The organism is Nonomuraea cypriaca, from assembly GCF_015645445.1.
GTDB lineage: Bacteria > Actinomycetota > Actinomycetes > Streptosporangiales > Streptosporangiaceae > Nonomuraea > Nonomuraea cypriaca.
Genome location: NZ_JADOGI010000018.1, coordinates 47,460 through 66,588, shown reverse-complemented (window position 1 = coordinate 66,588; position 19,129 = coordinate 47,460). Strand labels below are relative to the sequence as shown.

The window sequence follows — 19,129 nt, the reverse complement described above, 5'->3', positions numbered from 1 at the left end:
CTTACTTAGATTCCGTCTTACTTACTGCCGGGGATTGAGGCTGACACCGTGTCAGGCGGTATGCCAGGATGTGCCGACTTCAGGAGGAACATCGTGGCAATGACCGAGCGGATCGACACGGTCCTGCGTTCGGGCAAGGCGCCCAACCTGCACGGTCTCGTGGTGACGCGGGGCGGGGAGATCGTTCTGGAGCGGTACGGGGCGGGGGTGGACCACCGGCTCGGTGATTCGCTCGGGCACGTCGCGTTCGATCGCGACACCCTGCACGACCTGCGGTCGGTCTCCAAGAGCGTCGTGGCCCTGCTGTACGGCATCGCGCTGGACGCGGGACTGGTGCCGGGACCGGAGGCGGGATTGATGGAACAGTTCCCGGAATATCCGGATCTGGTGGCGGATCCGGAACGCGCGCACCTCACCATCGCGCACGCGCTCACCATGACGCTCGGGCTCGACTGGAACGAGGACGCCCCCTACACCAGCCCCGCCAACAGCGAGATCGCGATGGAGTTGGCGCCCGACCGATACCGGTATGTCCTGGAGCGGCCCGTCGTCGAGAAGGCCGGCCGGCGATGGCTGTACTGCGGCGGGGCCTCCGCGCTGATCGGCGGGATCATCGCGCGGGGGACCGGCAGGCCGCTGGAGGAGTACGCCGCGACCGCGCTCTTCGGCCCCCTGGGGATCGATCGGTTCGAGTGGAGCAAGGGGGACGACGGGCTGGCGATGGCGGCGGCCGGGCTGCGGTTGCGGCCGATCGACCTGGCCGCCGTCGGCCGGCTGGTGCTCGACGGCGGCCGGGGGATCGTGCCCGCCGCCTGGATCCGCGAGCTGACGCGCCCCCGCGTGAAGATCGCGGAGGGCTTCTCGTACGGCTACCAGTGGTACGTGAACACGGCGGCTCCCTACTGGGTCGGCGGGATCGGCAACGGCGGCCAGCGGCTGACGGTGGTGCCCGACGAGGAGCTGGTCGTGGTGATGACGGCCGGCGAGTACGACCAGGAGCACGTCAGCGCCGTGGCCGTGCACGAAGCGGTCCTCGGCGGCTGACCGCCGGCCTCGTGAGCCCTTGGTAGGCCGCCCAGAGCACCCGCGACGGCGCCCCTCGCCGGCGTTCCACAGGTGAGAAGCGCGAGAGGTGCGGTACGGCCGAGTATCGGGCGGTTCCGCCGACCTCGCCCTGTCCTCCGGATCGACTCCGGTCGGGTTCGCAGGACAGGGCAGGTCCTCACGTCCGAGGCACGGAGTTACCGCGCTCGTCTACTCCTCTACTCCTCGCCCAGCTTCCCGCTTCCGGTGAAAGCGTAGAGGTTGCCGTCCCAGGCGCCGACCACCAGCGCGTTGCCGCTGATGGCGGGACTGGAGGCGACCCAGGCGCCGATCTCGAAGCTCCACTTCTTCTCACCGGTGGCTCGGTCGAAGCCGTAGACGAAGCCGTCGCTGGAACCCACGTAGAGCGTGCCGCCGCTGATGATCGGAGAGGAGGTGATTCCACCTCCGGTTCGGTGCGTCCACAGCAGCTGACCGGTCTTGGCGTCGAGCGCGGACACATTGCCGTTCGAGAAGCCCATGTAGGCGACTCCATCGGCGATGGCAGGAGACGAGCCGGTGGGGGTTCCTCGCAGGTACGACTCCTCGGGACTGCTGTAGCGCCAGACCTCTTTACCAGTGGAGGCGTTGAGGACGACGAGTTCGTCTCCTTCGCACCCCAGGTACAGGAGCCCGTCCGAGAAGGTGGGGGTGGTGTTCGTGCACGATGCTGGCTCGCCGCGCCATTCCTCGGCTCCGGTCTTGGCGTTCAGCGCCACCAGCCAGTCGTTGTCCCCCGCGACGTAGAGCCGGCCGTCACCGAGCGCGGAAGGCGTTTCGGATATCCATCCGCCGTCGAGGCGGGTGTCCCACAGTTGCTTGCCGGTGGCGGCATCGAGCGCCATCAGGCGTCGCTCGCCGATGCTGTAGACCTGGTAGATCACGCCGTCCTCGTAGTTGGGCTGCTCGTACATCCATCCACGATGCACCCCGTCTTCGGAGTCCCCCTTGGTGATGGACCAGCGCTTTTTGCCGGTTTTGGCGTCCAAGGCGAAGAGGGTTCCACGAACGGTCGAGGCATAGACGATGCCGTTCGCCACCACGGGGGTGCCTTCAACCTGTCCGTCTGTGGGGAAGCGCCACAGTGCGCGTCCGGTTGCGAGGTCGACCGCGTGTACGGCGTGGTTCTCGGCGCCGTTCTCATCTCGAGTGCCGATGTACACGACTCCGTCCACGATTACCGGAGAGGAGGTGAGGATGGTGCCGGGGGTGCGATAGCTCCAGGCGGGCTGCAGTTCCGGCGCCAGGACATCTTCCGCCGCTCCGGTGTAGGCGGAGTTCCCCTTGAACATCGCCCAGTCGGCACCGGCGCGAGGAACGTTGAGGGACTCGGAGCGCACCACGCTGAAACCCGATGATTCGCTCCAGGTCTTGCCCGCGTCGTCTTTCGCGCGCACCTCGATCGAGTGGTTCCCGAGCGAGAGGTCACGCCCCCGTGTCGCTGCCGTCCAGGTGAAGTCGCTGCTCTGCCGCAGTTTCCGCCACGGGCCGCGGTCGATGCGGTAACGGACGTCAGTCACATTCGACGTGGTGTTGTAAGCGTTGACCTGGACCATTCCATCGCCTTGTGCGACTTGAGCGCCTGGCGCCGGGCTGGTCACCGCGAGGCTGCGCTCGACGTCGTACATCTTGAAGGGGTAGTCGATCTCGCGTCCCTTGAAGGAGACGACCCGGAAGCCGTTCGGGCTCTGATCAAGGGTGCTCGAGGTCGCGTTCGTGACGACGTGCGCGGCGCCCTCGACCGCCGTCAGGTCAACGTCGTTCTTGTGGGTGTGCCCGCTCAGCACCAGCTTGGTGTTGTACTGCTCCAGCACCTCGATGAACGGTGCGGGACTGTCCGCCCCTCCTGCCGTCGCTGGAGAGTTCATCGGGCGGTGGGCGACGACGACGACTTCCTTGTTCTTCTTGGCGTTCGTAGCGAGGTCGTTGCGCATCCACTCGAGTTGCGGCGGATCGGAGAACCCGGAGGTGTTCTCCAGCATGACGAAGTGCCGGTTGCCGTAGTCGAACGAGTACCACTCGGGGCCGAGGTGCTTGCGGTAGTTGTCGTAGAGGTCGCTGTCCTCGAAGTCGTGGTTCCCCACGATCGGCCAGACAGGCACCCGAGAGGTCGCCGTCGTGGACTTGTACCGCACGAACTCTTCGTCCGTGGAGTTCTGCGTGAGGTCGCCCGCGTTCACCAGGAAGTCCGGCTCGGCGGTGAGGTTGTTGAGCTCCCCGACGAGTCCCTCGAAGATTCCGCGCCCTTCCTCGCTCAGCATCAAGCTCTGCGGGTCCGTCAAGAGCCCGAACGTGAAGTCGCCATTCCTGTTCTTGGGCGCGGGAATCAGGCCGAAAGAAGCCGTGGCTTCCTGCCCGACGTCGAGCTCGCCCAGCTGCCGGTAGAACTGGGGGGTCATCGACTCGTCAGGCGGGGCCAGATACCCGGCCGGCTGAGTGACGAACACGATCTCCGCAGTCCGCCGTCCGGGGTCCGTCTCGAGCCGGTAACGGCCGTCCGCGTCGGTCTGGACGATCGTCACGCCGTCGGAGACGCTGACGCCCCGGATCCCTGGCTCGCCCTTCTTCTGCGAGCCGTCCCCGTTTTTGTCGGAGAACACGACGCCCGTGACTACGGCCGTGGACGTGTCGGCGGCATGGCCGGTCACCGATGCCATGGGGAGGAGCAAGGCGACCAGCGCGCTGCTCACCACTCCACGTGCTAACCAGCGCCTTGTGCGCAAATAGTGGTTCGAGTCTTCCGCTGTGTCGGACATTCGCTGATTCCTTTCCAACACCCAGACTCGTGCCGGTGCTCGACGTAGCCGCTGAGCTGCCCCGCTGTGAGTCCGAGAGCAGGTAGTTGATCTCAGTTCTCCGACACTAGGCACGTGAGCTGATCACATCCGATCGTCACGATGCTGCGGATATGACCGGTAAGTGAAGTTCTGAAGAGCGTGCCGTCGGGGACGGCGAGTCTCGCTCCCAGGCATGGGCGCCTGCCGGGCGGATGGCCCTGCCCGGCCCTGCCGGCCGCCGGACAGTCCCAGGACCCCCACCAGCAGCCCTCCGACCTGGACGTGTGCAAGGGCAAGGGCAAGGTCACATACGGGCGGGGGAAGGGCAGTCCGCCCGGCTTCAACGCGGTCTCCTTCCAGTCACTGGACGGCAGCGTGCAGTTCGTCATATCCGCCACGCTGGCCACCAGCAACCGCGATACCGCTCTCGACCCGCTGCTCAAGAAGGCGGGCGAAGCGGTCCTCTGCCCCGGCAAGTAATCGCGGCGAGTACGTCGTTGCGGGGCATGCCCATCACTCGGGTCCCGAACGTCAAGGGCTCGATACCGGCTGGCGCCGGCCCGTGAGGGCGGCGCCAGCCGGGCTCAGCCGGGTGTCTTCTCGGGTCGGAGCTGGTTGAGGATCGTGGGGTCGGTGATCTCCGTGTCGTCGCGGCCGAGCCCCAGGGCTTGGGCGCGTGCGTCCAGCCCGGCCTTAAGGAGGTTGAGGGTCGACTTGTAGGTCACCCGAGTGGTGAGCCGGGCCACCTCCGCCAGAGCCGCCTCGCCCTCCATCGCGCACAGCGCGATCGCGCAGGCGTTGGCGAGCTTCGGCATGGCCGGCCCGACACCCGGCGCCGTCCGCAGCGACTTCTCCAGCACCGCGCCCAGCCCGCGCACGGTCTGGGCGCGTTCGGGCAGGAATGACAGGAGCCACACCAGACCGCGGGCTGCGTGGTAGTTGAAAACGTCGAAATCCGGCAGGTTGGTCGGATGGGGCACCAGAGCCAGCCAGCTCAGGGCCCGGTCGCTGAACTGGTGCGCATCGACTTCGGCGAGCAGTGTGCGCCCTTTCCGCTCCCAAGCCGTGTCGGGCCGGGACTTCGTCGCCGTAACGGCGTGTGCGATCAGTTCGGTCCATGGCGCGGGCAGGTCCGACAGCTCGGCGAGCGCGCGGTCGGCCCACGGTTCGCCCGCGTTGAGCACCGGATGGCGGTCGGCGAGCAACCGCACAACCTTCCGCAACTCGCTTCCTTGGTAGCCGCTAAAGCGTCTGCGCCGTAACTCAGCGCCGAGTTCCACTGGAATATCCCGGCCCGAGGCCATCTCCACCCACGCCATTTCGACGCCGGCCAGCATCCAGAACACATCTTTGGGAGGAAGCCTCAGGGCCTTCTGGCGCGCGGCGGCCAGGCGGTCGTCCGGTTTGCCCAACGACAGCGACAGCAGCGCGTGCATGCGGGGAATACGGTCTCGCCGGGCCTCCGAGGTAGCTGATTCGTACAGATCAGCGCATTTCTCTACCAGCAGGCGGCGGATACCTTTGGGAAGGCGCGGCAGATTGCCTGCTATTCTGCTGAACTCTTTGTCCGAAAGTACCATCTCGCACGCCGCCGCCACGTCACCGCGTTCGACAGCGGCCCGCAGCATGGGCTCCAGTTCGTCGTAGCCGAAGTATTCCAGTGGGCGGGACGTCAGCGCCGTGCGCATCCAGACAGCCAGTTCGCGCCGCTCCTGTGTCTCGGCCGCCTCGTACAGCTCGACGCAGTGGTGCGCCAGTCGGCGGCGGAAATCTCGGGGAAGTTTCGCCAGGCGTTTCGCCACCCCAGGAAGAGAGTGTGTCTCGAATATTTTTGCACCTTCTGTTGGGGCGTTGTGTTCGACGACCTCCCGCACCAGGGCCAGTGCCTTTTCGGTTTTCACGAGTCCTGGGCGATCCGCCAGCGCCGTGTGCATCCACAGAATTCGTTCTCGCCGCTCCGGATCTTCGGCATACTCGTACAGCCGTGCTAGTACGCGTTCGGCGAGCTGTCTCTGATATTCCGGATAAAAGGTCCGAAGGCGCTCGACCAGCCTAGGGAATTCTTCGGATGCGAGCGCGGTCTCGAGTACCGCCATCTTGTCATCGGTCGCCGAGTCGCCGAAACGCATGGTGGCCAGTACCGTGGCCTCGAACCCGTCGGTTTCCAGCAGGTCCACTTGGCGCGCCAGCAGCCCGGCGTGCATCGTGCGGATCCGGTCCCGCCGCTCCTGCGCCTCAGCCGTCTCGTACAACTCGACGCAGTTGCGCGCCAGCCGGCGGCGGTCGTCTTCGGGAAGGGCCGGCAAACGCTTCACCATTTGCGGGAATTCGCCGGCCGCGAGCACCATTTCGCAGGCCGCCGTCACGTCGTCGCGTTCGACAGCGGCCAGCACTGCGGTCTCGAACTCGTAGAACTCGTCGAAGTCGGGCATCAGCCACCCACCACGGGGACGAGTTTGAGGAAGGTGATCTCCGGGCCCGGCGTCAGCTCGATCTCCTCGTCCAGGTCTGTCAACTGCCACTTCCCGGTCAGGATCAGGCGTTGCTGAGGAGGGTGAGCGCGGAGACGCCGATTCACCAGCGGGGAGCGCCTTGCGATCATGCAGCCACACTATGAGCCGTCCGGGGCGAGCATCGACCCAGCTGGTGGTACTCCGTTGGTAGTGCCTGCTATACCTCCCGGGTGAGCCACTCCGCTATACCAGCCGGCCGGACGCTACGCCAATGACGCGCTGAGATCCTTGCCAACTCCGACGCCGGCGGAGTCTTTGCCGTTCGACTCTCCCCAGCAAGATCATTGCATGCATATTGCACAGCTCGGAAACGATCAGTTCCAGCGGGGTAGACTCCGAGGTAGACGCCGCCCGTCGGGTCAGACGATCAGCAGGATGCGGCCGGTGGCCTGGCGGTTCTCCAGACGGTGGTGGGCTTCGGCGGCCTTCTCCAGCGGCAGCGTGCTGTCGATGTACGCCTCGCTGCGCCCCGAGCCGAGCCTGGCGAGCATCTCGGGATAACGCGTTCCGAACTCCGCCGCCCAGCCGGGCCCGCTGCAGCCGGTGATCGTCACGCCGCGTTCCATGAGGTCGGCGGCTCTCACGGCGGCGGGCTCGCCGCTGAGCAGGCCGTAGTAGAGCATGCGGCCACTCCCTGGTGTGAGCCGGTCGAGCACCTGCCTGGCCGACGGCCCGCCGATGGACTCGAAGACGACGTCCACGCCGGGCAGCTCGCCGGGCCAGCCGGCCACGCCGTGGTCGATCGAGGTGTCGGCGCCGAGCTCGCTGACCCGTGCCCGCTTGGCGGCGGAACCGGCGGTGGCGATCACCCGCCCGGCCCCGAACTCCTTCGCGTGCCGCACCAGGTACGTCCCCACCGAGCTGGTGCCCGCCTCGACCAGCACGGTCTCCCCGCCTTCGAGCCCGGCCTTGTACAGCAGGCCCAGGGCGATCGCGCCGGGCGCCGCCACGGCCACGGCGTCCCGCGCCGTGGTCCCGTCCGGCACCGGGCAGGCCGTGGCGGCGGCGAGCGCCACGTACTCCGCGTACGCGCCGAGCCCGCCGGTCACCCCCACCAGCGTGCTCTCCAGCAGCTTCTCGTCCACACCCGCACCCTGGCCTGGTCCTGGACCGGGACCACAACGCCGCGCTCAACCTCGCCTCGCTGGCAGAACAGGTCACTGAACAGGTCGCCGGGAGTGGCCCGGAGACAGTAAACGGACGCGGAGCCGACCATAAGACCGGGCCGGGCCCGGCCGGTGGCTGTGAAACGTCTACCCCGCACCGGGTGACCGGGCAAGACGGGGACCTTCGCCCAGTAATGAGCGAATCACTGAGAAGCACTGATACTCAGTGAACGGAGGTGGGTGATGGCCTCGTGGAAGGCGGTGATGGCCGCGCGGACCGCCGGGTGCTCGCCGTACCCCTTCCTGAACGCGGCCAGCGTGCGGCGGCTCAGTAGCAGGCGGGTGAGGGTGACGCCGGGCGGCGGGGCGGTGGCGGCCAGGCGGGGGACGAGCGCGACCCCCTGACCCGCGGCGGCGAAGGCGAGCACGGTGTCGAAGTCGTCGATGTGGTGGCGTACGCGTGGCTCGAACCCGGCGGCCTGGCACGCCCGGATCGCCATGCTGTGGCAGAGGGTGCCGGGGCGTTCGGTGATCCACGCGTCGGTGCGGGCGTCGGGGATCGAGGGGCGGTTGGTGAGGTACATCGCCTCGCTGAACAGCGGCTCGGTCTCGATCGACGCGTCGGTGACCGGTGGCACGAAGTCGTACTCGTGGATGAGCGCCACGTCCAGCGCGCCCGCTCCCAGCGCGGCCGAGACGTCGGCCGGGTCGATCTCGGCGACCATCGGCTCCAGACCCGGATGAGCGCCGGTCAGGCCGGTGAGGGCGGGCGGCAGCAGGACGCGGGCCGCCGTCGGGAACGCGCCGATGCGCAGCGGCCCAGTGGGGCCGCCCCGCGTGGCGGCGAGCGCGGCGGCGGCGCGTTCGAGCTGTTCGAGCACGGCGTGGGAGTGCTCGACCAGGAGGCGGCCGGCCGGCGTCAGCGTCACGGTACGGCCCGTGCGCTCGAGCAGCGGCACGCCCGCCTCCTTCTCCAGCGCGCTGAGCTGCTGCGAGACGGCGGAAGGCGTGAACGTCACCGCCTCGGCGACCGCGCTGATCGTCCCGCGCCTGGCGAGCTCGCGGAGCAGATGGAGCTTGCGTGGATCGAGCATAAGTCAAGCTTAAGCTGAACCGAAGAAATCAGCGCTGGACCTAACGTGTCCAGGACGGGCACGCTCGAAGCATGTTGAGAGGAATCCACGTGCCGCTGGTCACCCCGTTCACCGAGTCGGGGGAGCCGGCGGTCGACGCGATCGAGAAGCTCGCCCACCACGTGCTCGACGAGGGCGCGGCCGGGCTGGTCGCGCTGGGCACCACGGGTGAGGTGGCCGCGCTCGAGCCCGAGGAGCGGGCACGGGTGATCGAGGTGTGCGGCCGGGTCTGCGCCGAGCGGCAGGCGTCGCTGATGGTGGGGCTGACCGGGAACGACACGCGGTCGACTGTGCGGGCGCTGCGGGAGTTGCCCGAGGGAGTCGGTACGGCGCTCGTCACCATCCCGTACTTCCTGCGGCCCGGTGAGCGTGGCGTCATCGCGCACTTCGAGGCGCTGGCCGAGGCGTCGCCGGTGCCGCTGGTGATCTACCACATCCCCTACCGCACCGGTCAGGCGGTGTCCGCCGCCACGTTGCGCCGGCTGGGCGCGCATCCCATGATCGCCGGAGTCAAGTACGCAGTGGGCGGCATCGACCAGGACACGGTGGACCTGCTCGGCGACCTCCCCGACGGCTTCGAGGTGCTGGGCGGCGACGACGCGTTCGTCTCGCCGCTGCTCGCACTGGGCGCCTCGGGCGGCATCCTGGCCTCCGCGCACCTGGCGACCAGGAGCTTCGTCGAGTTGGCCGACGCCTGGCACGCGGGTGACGTACCCAGGGCCAGGGCGCTCGGGCACCGGCTCAACAGGCTGTCCGCCGCACTCTTCGCCGAGCCCAACCCGACCGTGATCAAGGGCGTCCTGCACGCCCAGGGCCTGATCCCGACCCCGGACGTACGCCTGCCGCTGGTCCCGGCCGGCACGGAGTCAGTGGCCCGAGCCCTCCAGACGGCGTCGGCCGAGTGACCCCCCGGGGGATCAGCCGTCTGAGCCGCGGATGGCTGTGCCGACCTCGCCTACTCGGTCGGCGAGCAGGCCGATCGCGCCCACCGCGCGGGTCATCGGGTCGTCCTCCGCGCCACCGAGTGCCTTGGTCTTGAGGTAGGCGGCCTTGACCTCCTGCCAGCGCGCGGCCTGGGCGGGGGTGAGGCGGCCGCGGAGCTCGGCCATTTTGAGGAGGTTCGCCTCGGCGTCCGAGGTGAGCGTCTGGGCCTCGCCCGCGTAGTGGTCGTCGATCATCGCTTCCAGCTCGGCGTCGTTCATCGCGGGGACGATGCGTTCGGCCAGCTTGTTCATGTTGCGGTACGACCCCTGCAACCGGTACGGAGGCTCGGTACGCGCCGCGTCCGACTGGCCGGCCGAGGCGATGTACGCCTGGTTGTTGGCGAGCACGACCTCCTGGACCCGCACCAGCTTGTCCAGGACGCCGAGGATCTGGTCCAGCTCCGGCTTGGTGTAGGGGTGCTTGAGCTGGTCCGGCCGGACCGTCGTGTCGCCCCTCGCGAGGCGTACCAGCAGCTCGACGTCCGAGCGGTCGCGGCCGGAGAGCGGCGCGAGCACCGGGTTCGAGGTGAGCGCGTTGTCCACGTAGCTGAGCGCGAACAGGTGCTCCTTGCCGGACAGGACGTCGCCAAGGTTCCACACGTCCGCCCGGTTGGCCAGCATGTCGGGAATGCGGAACCGCTGCCCTGACTCGGTGTACGGGTTGCCGGCCATGCACACGGCGAACCGCTTGCCGCGCAGGTCGTACGTACGGGTGCGGCCGTTCCACACGCCCTCGATGCGGCGCTGGGCGTCGCACAGAGAGATGAACTTCTGCAGCAGCTCTGGCGAGGTGTGCTGGATGTCGTCCAGGTAGAGCAGCGTGTTGTTGCCCGTCTCCAGCGCGAACGAGATCTTCTCCACCTCCTGCCTGGCCGTCGCGTCGGGCGCGTCCGCCGGGTCGAGCGAGGTCACCCCGTGGCCCAGCGCGGGGCCGTTCACCTTGACGAAGACCAGGCCGAGGCGGCTGGCGACGTACTCCATCAGGGTGGTCTTGCCGTAGCCGGGCGGCGAGATGAGCAGCAGCAGGCCCATCTGGTCGGTACGCTTCCCCGCGCCCGCCGCGCCGAGCTGCTTGGCCAGGTTGTCGCCGATCAGCGGCAGGTACACCTCGTCGAGCAGGCGGTTGCGGACGAAGGCGCTCATGACCTTGGGCTTGTACTCGTCCAGCCGCAGCCGGTGACGTTCTGCGGCGAGCAGTTCGTTCCTGCGGCGCTGGTAGGCGCGGTAGGCCGGGACCCGTTCCAGCCTGAAGCGGCGGGTTCTGGGGAGGATCTCGTCGAGCCTGATCTCCAGGGAGCGGCCGGCGATGCGGGGGTGGGCGCCCAGCAGGCCGTGCACGGTCTCGGCGGTGGCGGCGCTGGAGTCGTGGCGGGGCACGTCGCACAGTTGCACGGCGATGGCCTCGGCCGCCTCGGGACCCTCGCGGTAGGCGGACATCCAGGCGTGGGCGAGCTGGAGCCGCTCGGCGAGGGGGACCGACCTGAGGTCCTCCTCGAACTCCCGCACCTTGGCCGGGCCCAGCTCGTGCCGGAACGCGTCGAGCAGGTCCCTGGCGGCCTTGCTCGTCACGAATCCCGCCGGGCTGCCGCCCAGCTCCTCGACCAGGTACTCCCCGGCCAGCCCCGCGTCCGGCGCGCCGGCGCGAAGACCGGCCGCGAACTCCGCGATCGACTCGCCCAGTTCGGCGGCCAGCTCGCCCAGCGCCGGCGCGTCGCCGAAGACCGTCCTGGCCCGGACGAGCGACACGGCCCGCGTGGTGAATGTTTTACGTGAAACCTCGTCGATGCCGAACGCCCAGAAGAGCTGGGCCGCCGCCCGGACCTCGGCCGGATAGCGCAGCAGCCCGGCGCCCTCCCGCAGGCGTACCAGCGCTTCGAGGATGAGCGTGGCGTCGTGGTCGTGCACGCCCCGCTCGTAGCCCTCGTCGTACCGCGACTCGGCCGCCTGCCTGACCAGGTCGGCCAGCGGCGCGCCCGGGGTGGCCGCGTCGAGGAGCGAGGCGGCCAGATGCTCGGCCCGGTAGACCTCCGGCGTCTCGGAGACCAGGAGCTGGTCCCAGAAAGGCCGGGTGTCGGCGAACGAGTCAGGGACGGGCGCGCGGTAGTCGGTGCCGGTGATGGCGAACTGCACGGCACCGCTGCGTTCATGGTCGCGGCCGTTTCCTGGCTTGTTGAGCGGCACCAGGGTCAGGTCGAGGGGCTGGGTGTTGACGGCGAAGCGGTGGTGGCCCAGGCGGAGCGTCTCCCCGCCGTCGGAGAAGAGGTCCTGGCGGTCCCGCAGCGCCCGGCCGGCCTCCTGCTGCGCCGACTTGACCCGGCCGTCCAGCTCCTCGGCCCGTACGGCGTCCCCGAGCGTACGCAGCTCCGCGGCGGCCGAGCGCAGCTTGGCCACCATCGGGTCGGTGGCGAAGTACGTGTTGACCTCGTCCATCGAGGCCAGCGTGCCGAGGCGGCGGGTGACGCTGCCGAGTACGCGTTCCGCGGAGGCGAAGATGCGGTCCGCGCGGCGGGCGAGGTCGTCGAGCTGGGTCTGCTTGCGGGCGGAGAACGCCTCGTAGACGTCGTCCCGCTTGGCGGAGAGCTGTGCGGCGAAGTCGTCGAACTCGCCGAAGCGCGACTCCAGGTTCTCCAGCTGGAGCATCAGCCTGCCGAGCTGTTCGTCGCACTTGTCCGGCGTGTCGGCGATCGCCAGCGCACCCGTGATGGCCTGCCCGAGCAGGGCGAACTCGGCGGCGAACGCGGCCCGGCCCTCGGTGCCGAGCAGCTCGCGCCGGCGCCCGTCCAGGATGGCGCGGGCCCGGTTCACGCCCCCCAGGACCTCGGCGATGCGGCCCAGGATCGAGGTGCGTACGGTGGCGTCTGCGATGTCCAGCGAGCCGACCACCTCCGTCACCACCTCAAGACCCTCCGCCTGCTCGGCCAGCCGGTCGGCGACGGGGGCGGCCCCGGCCACCGTCTCGATCGCGGCCGCGTCTGCGGCCAGCCGCTCGACGGCGGCGTGGTAGCCGGTGAACGCCTCCGCGCCCTCCAGGAAGGCCACGGCCCGCCGGCCCGCCGCGGTCAGTTCCTCCGCCACGGAGCCGGCCAGGGCGTCCAGCGCGGCCAGATCGATGTGGCGGACCTCGCGCAACGTCACCAGGTGGCCCTGGGCCCGGCGCAGGGTGGCCAGCGTGGTCACCCAGGCGTCGGCGGTGACCGGATCGCCGGCTCTCGTCCGGCGGACCAGGGCGGTGGTCTCCTCGGTCGCCGTGGCGAGGGCGCGGGCGGCCTGGGTGGTGAGCTGCTCGACGTTCTCGTACTCGTCGAGCACTTGCTCGGCGGTGGCGCGGACGTCGGCGAGCGGCCCGCGCAGGCCGTGCTCGCCGAGCCAGTGGTAGGAGTCGAACGCCCGCGTGCAGGCGGCGATCAGCCCCTCGAACGTGCCGGCCGACGGCGCCATCTCCTCGACCATGCGGGACACGGACAGGCAGTCCGAGATGCCGCGCACCAGCTCCGCGTTGCCGATGCGCTCCAGCGGGCCTGTGCCGGCGGGCTGAGCGGCGGCGTAGGTGTCGGAGACGTACGGGGTCTGCCAGACCTGCATCGGGTGGACCCTGGTCGGCTCCTCGGAGGTGGCGCGGAAGACCACCATCGTGCCGTCGTCGAACAGCGAGTATCCATGGCAGACGATGGGGGTGGCCACCTCCTTCCTGATCACGTTGTACGGCAGCAGCAGCGAGCGCCCGTCGCCCCTGGCGTGGAAGACGTACAGGACGTCCTCGCCGTTGGGCGAGCGGATGACCCGCTCGAACTCCAGGTCCGTCACGTCCGTGTCGAACGTCTTGCTGAGCCCCGTCTCGAGGTAGTAGCCGCCGGGGAAGATCAGCCCCTGGTCCTCGGGCAGGCGCTGGCAGGCCTGGCCGATGCCGTCGAGCCGGACGACGGACCTGGTCCGGGTGTTGAAGACCAGGTGGCGCCGGTCGTTCTCCTTGTACGGCCTGATCCGCATGAGGATGAGCGGGCCCACGCGGGCGTACTCGACGTCGGCGTCCGCCAGGCTCTGCAGCGGCTCGCTGACCGGCTCGGAGTAGATGCCCGCGCCGGTCTCCGTGTTGTCCTCGATCTTGATGGTGAGGTCGCCGCCGAGGGTCTCCACGAAGACCTCGCCGCCGATGGAGATGTGCGGGTGCCGGCCGAGCACGTGGTCGTCGCGCGTGGTGGGCGTCCACTCGAAGTCGTGGGACGGCGGGAAGGCGTGGTCCCGCTCTCCGCGATTGTCCAGATATTTCGGGACTCCGCCGGTGCTGACCGCCCAGCGCAGCACCCGCAGGTCCGCAGGACCCGTCTGGAAGACCGCGAGCAGCTTGCCCTCCACGCGCCTGAGCTGCTGCAGCCTGGACTCCTTGTAGTACCGGTAGAGCTCCGCGAAGTCCTTCATGAACGCCGGGTCGTCCAGCGCCGCCAGCGTGTCGGCGTCGAACCTGAACGCGTCCCCGTCCCTGGAGAAGCGGTGCACCGCGAACACGTCCGCCACCGTCGTCTCCGGCTTGAGCCCGATGAAGACGTTGTAGCCGAACAACATCACGTCGCCAAGGGAGACGATGTCCCTGGGGACGCAGTTGTTCTCGGTACGGATCCGCTCGGTGCCGAGCAGGCGCAACTCCGCCCCGCCGAACACCTTCAGCCGCTCCCCGTTGACCGTCTCGGCCGCCGTCGCGAGGACCTTGGCCTGGGCCTGGAGCCGGTTCCTGAGGACCTCGTACGTCCCCGCCTCCAACTCCACGCCCGCCTGCACCATGGTCACAGTCAGCCCTTCGCGCCGGCCAACGCCGCCACCGGCGAGTCGGCCACGCCCAGCCGGCGGGCCGTCTCCAGCAGCTCACCGAGCGCCGACGACTGCGGGCCGCCGTCCTGGATGAGCCGGATGAGCAGGGCGGACACGGTCAAATTCTTCAGGTCCTCGGTACGTACGCCGCTGACCAGGTGCGCGAGGTCCCCCGCCAGGCTGGCCGAGCCGTTGACGTACGGCGCGGCGATCGCGCCCGCGACCTCTGAGTGGCCCACGAACCCGTCGACGACCTTGCCCGCGGTGATCGAGCCGACCACCTTGTCGAAGAACATCGTGTCGCCGCCGACGATGTCGATGTTCGCCTGGGCCAGCCCGGCGGCCAGCACGCTCGCCTGCGACTCCGCCACCTGGCGGGACACGTCGATGTGCTTGAGCCGGATCTCCTTGTCGGCCTCCAGGCGCAGGCGGTACTCCTCGTGACCCCTGCTGGCGTCGTCCAGCGCCGCCATCGCGGCCGCCTTCTCGGTGAGACCCTCGGCCTCGGCCTTCAGCTTCTCGCCCACGGCCGCCGCGCTCGCGAGCGCCATCGCCTGCTCGCCCTCGGCCCTCGCCTTGAGCCGGTCGCCCTCGACCAGCGCCATGGCCCTGGCGCCGTCCGCCTCGGCCCCGAGCTTCTCCTTCAGCACCAGCGCCTCCGCGCGGCCCACCTTCTCGATGGCCTCGGCGTCGCGCTCCTTGACCTGCACCTGTGCCAGCCCGCTCGCGGCCGACTCGGCCTGGACGCCCTCGGCGAGGCGGATCTTGGCCCGGGCCTCCAGCTCGGCGGCCTGCTGCCTGGCCTCGGCCAGCACGAGCTCCTCGCGCGCCCTGAACTTCGAGGCGGCCTCCGCGGCCTCGGCCGCCTTGATGTCCTTGACCAGGTTCTCCTGGGCCTCGGCCTCGGCGGCGATGATCACCTGCTGGCGGGTGCGCTCGGCCTCCTCGACCACGCGCAGCCGCTTGATGCTCTCCTCCTGCTCGGCCACCGTCTTGTCGACGGCGATGCGCTCGCGGATGACCTCGGCGATCGTCCGCTTCTCGGTCTCGACCTCCTTGTCCTTCGCGATGCGCGACAGCTCGGTCTCCCGCTCGCGGGCGATGACCTCCAGCATCCGGTCCTTCTCGATGCGCTCGGACTCGATGGCGATCACGCGCTCGCGGTTCTTCTCGGCGACCGCGACCTCGCGGGCCCGGTTCTCCTGCTGCACGCCGATCTGCTCGTCCGTCTTGATGCCGGCCGACTGGGCGCGCAGCCGCTCCTCGGCCTGCACGCGGGCGATCTCCGCCTCCTCGCGGGCCTTGACGCTCTCGATCTCGCGGCGCTGCTTGAGCTCGGCGTCGGCCTGGCGGCGCTCCAGTTCGAGTATGGCCTCGCGGGCGTCGACGTTCTGGCGGGTGATCTCCTTCTCCTCGCTGCGCCGGAACTCGTTCGTGCGGACGTGCTCGATGGCCGTCAGCTCGGTGATCTTGCGGATGCCCTGCGCGTCGAGGATGTTGCTCTTGTCGAGCTGGAGGAGCGCGGTCTGCTCCAGGTAGTCGATGGCGGCGTCTTCGAGGCTGTAGCCGTTCAGGTCGGTGCCGATGAGGCGGATGATCTCGTCTCTGAACTCGTCGCGCTTGGTGTAGAGGTCGACGAAGTCGAGGTGCTTGCCTGCCGTCTTGAGCGCCTCGGAGAACTTCGCGTTGAACAGCTCCTGCAGCGTCGTCTCGTCGCTGGCCCGTGCGGTGCCGATGGCCTGGGCGACCTTGATGACGTCCTCGGCGGTCTTGTTCACGCGGACGAAGAAGGTGATCTTGATGTCCGCCCTGATGTTGTCCCGGCAGATCAGGCCCTCACGACCGGTTCGCTCGATCTCGATCGTCTTCACCGAGATGTCCATGATCTCGGCCTTGTGGACGACGGGCAGGACCACGGCGCCGGTGAACGTCACGTCTACCTTGTTGACCTTCGACACGATCAGCGCCTTGCCCTGTTCGACCTTGCGGAAAAGGCGGGCGATGAAGATGAGCAGGCCGATCACGATGATCAGGATGACGGCGAGGAAAACGCCGAAGCCGGTTGAGATGACGTCCATCAGAGCTCGCTTTCGTAAGGCATGACCCAGAAGAACTCGCCCTCTGCGTCGTATTCGAAGATGAGTGCGTGGTCGCCGCGGGAAAGGCGGTCCTGTCCGGTCGTACGCACCTGTACGACCGCGGACGAGCCGTCGGCGGCGGTGACCTCGGCCTGGCCGAAGTCGGCGGTGGCCGCGCCGGTGCGGATGACGCACGGCTGGCCGACGAAGTCGCCGCGCGAGTGCCTGCCGCCTTCCGGGAAGAGGCGGCGCAGCGGAACCACCAGGCCACGGGTGGCGAGCCAGGCTCCGGCCACGGCGGCGAACGGCACGGCGATCAGCGCGCCGCCGCTCAGCAACTGGCCGCCGATCAGGCACAGCAGCCAGGCGAGTGCGATCAGCAGCGAAAGTGTGATCCCGGCGGGGACTCCCCCGAGTCCCAGCCAGGTGGCGTCGTCATCCAGTTCGACCAGTCCGATGATGACCACCAGCCAATAGGCGGCGACCACCACGAGAAGGAAACTGAAAATGACGGTCGGAAAGCTCAGTGCGGTGTCTAAGAACTCGGTCATCCCGCCTCGGTGCGCCCCATCCCCCGGTGATGTCCAGACGGACTATATCCACTTAAAGCGCGAGTAAAGGAGAAAGTTCCCGAACCGGTCTCCAGTGCCGGTCTCCAGTGAGTTGACCTCAAGCATGGTTGAGCTAGCAGACTGGCGCGCATGAGCCAGACGATGAGAGCGGCGGCCTTCGGCGAGCCCGGTGGTCCCGAGGTGCTGAAGGTCATGGAGCTGCCCGCGCCCCAGGCGGGCTCCGGAGAGGTACGCGTACGAGTCCGCGCGGCGGGCGTGCAGCCGTTCGACACGGCCGTACGGCAGGGGTGGCCGCCCGCATACCTGGCGGCGACGGAGTACCCGCGCATCCCCGGCAACGAGTTCGCGGGCGTGGTCGACCAGGTGGGCGCCGGAGTGACCGGGTTGTCCCCGGGAGCCGAGGTGCTCGGGTTCTCCGCGTTGAACGCCTACGCCGAGTACATCGTCGTTCCCGCGGCGAACGTGGCGCCCAAGCCCGCCGCCGTGCCGTGGGAGGTGGCGGGCGGGCTGACCGCGGGCGTGCAGACGGCCGAGCTGGCCATCGACCTGATCGGCGTCGCCCCTGGCGAGACGCTGCTCGTGCACGGCGCGGCCGGATCCGTGGGCACGGCGGCCGTGCAGATCGCCAGGATGCGCGGGGCCACGGTGATCGGCACCGCCCGCGAGGCGAACCACGACTACCTGCGCGACCTCGGCGCCGTCCCGGTCGTCTACGGGGAGGGGCTCGCCGATCGCGTCCGCGCGCTCGCCCCCGGCGGGATCGACGCGGCGCTGGACGGGGCCGGGGGACACGCGCTGGAGGTCTCGATCGAGCTGGTCGGGGCGCGCGGGCGCATCGTCACCCTGGTCGAGCACGAGCGGGCGGCCGGGCTGGGCGTCCGGCTGGTCCAGGGCGATCGCTCGGCTGAGCGGCTCGGGCGTTACGCCAGGCTGTACGCCGAAGGCGCCTTCAGGTTCCCGGTGCGGCGGGCGTACCGGCTGGAGGAGGCCGCGGACGCGCACCGGGAGATCGAGACCGGCCACGGGCAGGGCAAGGTCGTCCTGACCGTCTGAGACCTCACCGGCGCCGGCCACGGCAAGCGCAAGATCGTGTCACTGGCGCCGCCGCACGGCCTCGGCGATGGCGAGCTGGATCTCGCTGAGCTCGCTCGCGCCGTCCTCGACGTCCCACAGGCAGTTCTGCAGCACCCGGCCGAGCGTCCAGCCGGCCGCCCGCCGCGGGTCGAGCCCGAGACCGTCGACCATCAGGTCGAAGCGCCGCAGCACCGCCCGGGTCACGTCGCCGGACGCCACGATCTCCTCCCACCGGTTGTGCAGGGCGGGCATCAGGTCGAACCCCGGATCGCCGGCCAGCGGCTTGGGGTCGATGCCCAGCCACGGCTCCCGGTCGGCCGCAAGCACGTTGTCGTAATGCAGGTCCCAGTGCAGCAGCCGGTCGCCCGGCTCGGCGACGAGCTCTGCGACGGCTCCCGCGCACCACCGCAGCCAGTGACGGTCCCGCTCCCGAGGCAGCGCCTCGATGGTCTTGTCCACGTCGTCGAGCATGGCCCGCGCGATGTCCCCCAACCGGCGCATGCCCTCGGGCGCGGGGTGGGCGACCAGGCGGCGCAGCAGCCCGGTCAGGATCTCCAGCGCCTCGATCTCGTCCGGCACGGCCGACAGCGGCCGGTCGGAGTCCAGGCGTTCGAGCAGCAGGGTGCCGGTCCCGGGGTCGGAGTCGAGCAGCAGCACCGACGCGTCCCCGGCCCAGGTGCGCAGCCCCGGAGCCTCGGTGGCGTTCTCGTCGGTGACGGGCTGCAGCTTGAGCGCGGCCTTCGTACCGTCCGCGCGCAGCACGGGCAACACCAGGGACACCACCCCGTGCATGGGCTCGCCGTCGATCCGCAGGTCCCATTCCTCCAGGTACCGCTCGCCCAGTGCGGGCAACCCGGCAGACCAGGCGCGCCCGGCCTCCCCGTCGTACTTCACGTGCGATTCCGTCAACGCCGCCGGCACCTTGATCCTCATACTCCCAGTCTGCCTGGGGGCGAAGTCTGGGGCTTTCCCTTATGCGGACCCTGGGGCGGCCCAGGCGTGTTCGT

General features: G+C 69.4%; 13 protein-coding genes. 4 read left to right on the top strand and 9 right to left on the bottom strand.

Translation table 11 applies throughout. The features are described from left to right. Nucleotides 1-99 precede the first annotated feature (99 nt). Entirely contained in the window at nt 100-1,044 is a 945-nt protein-coding gene (locus tag ITP53_RS08720) for a serine hydrolase domain-containing protein (RefSeq protein ID WP_236050597.1), read from the top strand. 218 nt (nt 1,045-1,262) lie between these two features. Here the strand turns inward: ITP53_RS08720 and ITP53_RS08715 are convergent, their stop codons facing one another. Continuing rightward, nucleotides 1,263-3,773: an outer membrane protein assembly factor BamB family protein gene (locus ITP53_RS08715; protein WP_195894800.1), complete on the bottom strand. Its 2,511-nt coding sequence runs from the start codon at nt 3,771-3,773 to the stop codon at nt 1,263-1,265. A gap of 246 nt (nt 3,774-4,019) precedes the next feature. On the opposite strand from ITP53_RS08715, the gene ITP53_RS08710 reads away from it, so the two are divergent. Beyond that, entirely contained in the window at nt 4,020-4,340 is a 321-nt protein-coding gene (locus ITP53_RS08710; RefSeq protein WP_195894799.1) for a hypothetical protein, read from the top strand. 104 nt (nt 4,341-4,444) lie between these two features. On the opposite strand, the gene ITP53_RS08705 is transcribed toward ITP53_RS08710, so the two are convergent. From ITP53_RS08705 to ITP53_RS08690, 4 genes are all read right to left on the bottom strand, one after another. Continuing rightward, nucleotides 4,445-6,292 carry a hypothetical protein gene (locus tag ITP53_RS08705; RefSeq protein ID WP_195894798.1) on the bottom strand — a complete coding sequence of 616 codons (1,848 nt, stop codon included), beginning with the start codon at nt 6,290-6,292 and terminating at the stop codon, nt 4,445-4,447. Further along, on the bottom strand, nt 6,292-6,462 hold the full coding sequence (locus ITP53_RS08700; RefSeq protein ID WP_195894797.1) for a hypothetical protein: 171 nt from the start codon (nt 6,460-6,462) through the stop codon (nt 6,292-6,294). Before ITP53_RS08700 ends, ITP53_RS08705 begins: the two co-directional genes overlap by 1 nt. Nucleotides 6,463-6,732: 270 nt before the next feature. Continuing rightward, nucleotides 6,733-7,458 (bottom strand): quinone oxidoreductase family protein, encoded by a 726-nt coding sequence (locus ITP53_RS08695; RefSeq protein ID WP_195894796.1) that lies wholly within the window; start codon nt 7,456-7,458, stop codon nt 6,733-6,735. A 224-nt stretch (nt 7,459-7,682) separates the two neighbouring features. Continuing rightward, a complete protein-coding gene (locus ITP53_RS08690) occupies nt 7,683-8,573 on the bottom strand; it encodes a LysR family transcriptional regulator (protein ID WP_195894795.1) in 891 nt (296 codons plus the stop codon). Nucleotides 8,574-8,644: 71 nt separating this feature from the next. On the opposite strand from ITP53_RS08690, the gene ITP53_RS08685 reads away from it, so the two are divergent. After that, a complete protein-coding gene (locus ITP53_RS08685; protein ID WP_195894794.1) occupies nt 8,645-9,517 on the top strand; it encodes a 4-hydroxy-tetrahydrodipicolinate synthase family protein in 873 nt (290 codons plus the stop codon). A 12-nt stretch (nt 9,518-9,529) separates the two neighbouring features. Here the strand turns inward: ITP53_RS08685 and ITP53_RS08680 are convergent, their stop codons facing one another. Genes ITP53_RS08680 through ITP53_RS08670 form a run of 3 tightly spaced genes read right to left on the bottom strand, consistent with a single transcriptional unit; the run spans nt 9,530 to nt 17,027 of the window. Further along, complete coding sequence (locus tag ITP53_RS08680; protein WP_195894816.1) at nt 9,530-14,371, bottom strand: DNA repair ATPase; 4,842 nt, start codon at nt 14,369-14,371, stop codon at nt 9,530-9,532. 8 nt (nt 14,372-14,379) lie between these two features. Continuing rightward, nucleotides 14,380-16,476, bottom strand: coding sequence for a flotillin family protein (locus tag ITP53_RS08675; protein WP_195894793.1), 2,097 nt, complete (start codon nt 16,474-16,476; stop codon nt 14,380-14,382). Further along, nucleotides 16,476-17,027 carry a hypothetical protein gene (locus tag ITP53_RS08670; RefSeq protein WP_195894792.1) on the bottom strand — a complete coding sequence of 184 codons (552 nt, stop codon included), beginning with the start codon at nt 17,025-17,027 and terminating at the stop codon, nt 16,476-16,478. Before ITP53_RS08670 ends, ITP53_RS08675 begins: the two co-directional genes overlap by 1 nt. 150 nt (nt 17,028-17,177) lie before the next feature. Between ITP53_RS08670 and ITP53_RS08665 the strand changes: the two genes are divergently transcribed. Then, a complete protein-coding gene (locus ITP53_RS08665; RefSeq protein ID WP_236050596.1) occupies nt 17,178-18,101 on the top strand; it encodes an NADP-dependent oxidoreductase in 924 nt (307 codons plus the stop codon). A gap of 39 nt (nt 18,102-18,140) precedes the next feature. Here ITP53_RS08665 and ITP53_RS08660 read toward each other — a convergent pair whose 3' ends face one another. Further along, nucleotides 18,141-19,055 carry an aminoglycoside phosphotransferase family protein gene (locus ITP53_RS08660; protein WP_195894791.1) on the bottom strand — a complete coding sequence of 305 codons (915 nt, stop codon included), beginning with the start codon at nt 19,053-19,055 and terminating at the stop codon, nt 18,141-18,143. Between the last annotated feature and the right edge of the window lie 74 nt (nt 19,056-19,129).

Bases quoted from the DNA above. Each gene is read 5' to 3' on its own strand.
- ITP53_RS08720 (WP_236050597.1), top strand. From the start codon at position 100: ATGACCGAGCGGATCGACACGGTCCTGCGTTCGGGCAAGGCGCCCAAC.
- ITP53_RS08705 (WP_195894798.1), bottom strand. From the start codon at position 6,292: ATGCCCGACTTCGACGAGTTCTACGAGTTCGAGACCGCAGTGCTGGCC.
- ITP53_RS08700 (WP_195894797.1), bottom strand. From the start codon at position 6,462: ATGATCGCAAGGCGCTCCCCGCTGGTGAATCGGCGTCTCCGCGCTCAC.
- ITP53_RS08690 (WP_195894795.1), bottom strand. From the start codon at position 8,573: ATGCTCGATCCACGCAAGCTCCATCTGCTCCGCGAGCTCGCCAGGCGC.
- ITP53_RS08685 (WP_195894794.1), top strand. From the start codon at position 8,645: ATGTTGAGAGGAATCCACGTGCCGCTGGTCACCCCGTTCACCGAGTCG.
- ITP53_RS08680 (WP_195894816.1), bottom strand. From the start codon at position 14,371: ATGGTGCAGGCGGGCGTGGAGTTGGAGGCGGGGACGTACGAGGTCCTC.
- ITP53_RS08675 (WP_195894793.1), bottom strand. From the start codon at position 16,476: ATGGACGTCATCTCAACCGGCTTCGGCGTTTTCCTCGCCGTCATCCTG.
- ITP53_RS08670 (WP_195894792.1), bottom strand. From the start codon at position 17,027: ATGACCGAGTTCTTAGACACCGCACTGAGCTTTCCGACCGTCATTTTC.
- ITP53_RS08665 (WP_236050596.1), top strand. From the start codon at position 17,178: ATGAGCCAGACGATGAGAGCGGCGGCCTTCGGCGAGCCCGGTGGTCCC.
- ITP53_RS08660 (WP_195894791.1), bottom strand. From the start codon at position 19,055: ATGAGGATCAAGGTGCCGGCGGCGTTGACGGAATCGCACGTGAAGTAC.